Genomic DNA, 2,328 nt, shown 5'->3' with positions numbered 1-2,328 from the left:
GTAAGCGCCAATCCAACCACCCACTACCCGACCTGAACCGAGCCAAGTAACCTCCCAGCTTTCAACAATGGGAGGTTCACATGAAAAAATACCGCACCAAATCCGATTGGCTGGCTCTGATCGATGAGTTCGAGCAAAGCGGATTGACCCAAGCCGAGTTCTGCGCCCAGCGAGGGCTCAACGCCAAATACTTCAGCCTGCGTCGTATGAAACTCAAAGCTCAGCCGGAGTCCTCCGGATTCACTCAGGCGGTGGCCAGCAAGCCCCAGGTCACCGATCAAGTGACTTTGCACTACGGCGCCGTTACCGTAAAGCTGCCCGCAAGCAACGCGCAAACCATCGCGCAGCTGGTCAAGGCACTGGTGGCATGATCCAGTGGCCGGAGGATATCAAAGTCTACCTGCACCGCGAGCCGGTAGACTTTCGCAAGGCGATCAATGGGCTGAGCGTCATCGTCCAGGATGAAATGGCGCTCTCGCCCTTCGACGCCGCGTTGTTCGTCTTCTGCAACAAGAAGCGCACTCAGCTCAAAGTGCTGTACTGGGACGAGACCGGCTTTGCCTTGTGGCAAAAGCGCCTGGAGCGCGATAAGTTCAAGTGGCCCAGGCGGTGGCCGGACGATCCGGTGGTTCTGGATCACGAACAGTGGCAATGGCTACTGCGCGGCTTCGATATTACGCAATTAAAGCCCCATAAAACCCTATTTTATCGAGACGTTGCTTGATCCGTTTTGGTAAAATAGCGGCATGTCAGAAGCCGCACTGCTTGAACAGAAAGTGAAAGAGCTTGAAGCGCAACTCGAACAAAAAGAGGCGCTTCTGCACAGCCGTGCGCAGCGCATCAGTACGCTTGAAGAGCTGATCAAACAGTTCAACCGGAAGCAGTTCTCCGCCAGCAGCGAAAAACTCTCCCAAGACCAGCTTGCCCTCGGGCTGTTCAACGAAGCCGAATCCACCGACGAGGACGAAGCCGCTGAGACAGAGTCCACAGACTCTGAGCCCGAAGACACCGTAGAGGTGCCGGCGCACCAGCGCCGCAGAAAGCCGCGCGTCAGCCTACCTTCCCACCTACCGCGCGAAGAGGTGCTGTATGAGCTGTCGGAGTCAGAGCGTGTCTGCCCTCACGATGGCACTGAACTCAAGGCCATCGGCACCGAAGATCACGAGCAGCTGGAGATCATACCGGCTCAAGCCAAGGTCATCGTGCACCGGCGCCAGAAATACGTCTGCCCCTGTTGCGAACAACACCATGCGACAGCCCCCAAGCCCAAGCAGCCCATCGAGAAAAGCATAGCTGGACCGGGTATGTTGGCCTACGTGGCGACCCAAAAATACTGCGACGCCTTGCCGCTGTACCGTCAGAGCGAAATCTTCAAGCGCGCTGGACTGGAACTGGATCGCACCAATCTCGCCAACTGGATGATCCGCTGTGGCGAGTTGGCCCAACCGCTGATTAATCTCCTACACGAGAAACTGTTGGAGCAACCGGTTATCCACTTGGATGAGACCACGGTTCAAGTGCTCAACGAGCCGGGTAAGAGCGCCGAGAGCCAAAGCTACATGTGGGTGATGGGCAGCTTCTCGGCCAGCCCGGCCGTCTTGTTCCACTACGCCGACTCCCGGCGCCAGTCGGTGCCACTGGACCTGCTCGATGAGAGCGTCGGAGCGATCATGGTTGATGGCTATGAGGGCTACGAAAAGGCCTGTCAACAGTACAACATCACCCGAATCGGCTGCTGGGCCCACGCTCGGCGCAAGCTGATGGACGCCAAGGCCGTGCAAAAGAAGGGCAAAACCGGTAAAGCCGACCAAGGGTTGGCGTTTATCCAAAAGCTGTACGCCCTGGAGAAAGCCATCAAAGGGCAGCCACCGGATGAGCGCTACCGGCGCCGGCAACAAGAGGCCCAACCGGTCATCGACAAGCTCAGGGCCTGGCTTGAGAAAAGCCTGCCCCAGGTGCCGCCACAAACGGCGATCGGCAAAGCGCTGCATTATCTGCACACCCAGTGGCACCGCTTGGTGCGTTACCTGGATGACGGTGCTTATCCGATCGACAACAACCGGGCGGAGAACGCGATCCGGCCGTTCACGGTGGGCCGCAAGAACTGGCTCTTTGCCAACAGCCAGGCGGGCGCCAAGGCCAGCGCCAACCTGTACAGCCTGATCGAAACGGCCAAGGCCAATGGGCTGAATCCGTACGAATACCTGAAGACGGTTTTTAAAGAGTTGCCCAACGCGCAGAGCGTTGAGGCTATCGATACGCTGCTACCTTGGAACGTTAGCACCAATCCCAACTGGTCTTAACCGGGTGGTTGGTTGGGCGCTTACG

The 2,328-nt window shown here is 57.9% G+C and carries 3 protein-coding genes; all 3 read left to right on the top strand.

Annotated elements, in window-relative coordinates:
• Positions 1-80 precede the first annotated feature (80 nt).
• From tnpA to tnpC, 3 genes are read left to right on the top strand one after another with little or no spacing between them, the layout of a single operon-like run.
• Positions 81-371, top strand: coding sequence for an IS66 family insertion sequence element accessory protein TnpA (gene tnpA, locus AAE484_RS17335; protein ID WP_341939695.1), 291 nt, complete (start codon positions 81-83; stop codon positions 369-371).
• Entirely contained in the window at positions 368-724 is a 357-nt protein-coding gene (gene tnpB, locus AAE484_RS17330; RefSeq protein WP_341939694.1) for an IS66 family insertion sequence element accessory protein TnpB, read from the top strand. Before tnpA ends, tnpB begins: the two co-directional genes overlap by 4 nt.
• Before the next feature lie 22 nt (positions 725-746).
• Entirely contained in the window at positions 747-2,303 is a 1,557-nt protein-coding gene (tnpC, locus tag AAE484_RS17325) for an IS66 family transposase (protein WP_341939693.1), read from the top strand.
• Positions 2,304-2,328: the final 25 nt, after the last annotated feature.

It is taken from the genome of Marinimicrobium sp. C2-29 (assembly GCF_038419845.1).
Classification (GTDB): Bacteria; Pseudomonadota; Gammaproteobacteria; order Pseudomonadales; family Cellvibrionaceae; genus Marinimicrobium.
This window is presented reverse-complemented; position numbering and strand designations above follow the sequence as displayed.

Coding starts and splice junctions, on each gene's coding strand:
- tnpA (WP_341939695.1), top strand. CDS start 81: ATGAAAAAATACCGCACCAAATCCGATTGGCTGGCTCTGATCGATGAG.
- tnpB (WP_341939694.1), top strand. CDS start 368: ATGATCCAGTGGCCGGAGGATATCAAAGTCTACCTGCACCGCGAGCCG.
- tnpC (WP_341939693.1), top strand. CDS start 747: ATGTCAGAAGCCGCACTGCTTGAACAGAAAGTGAAAGAGCTTGAAGCG.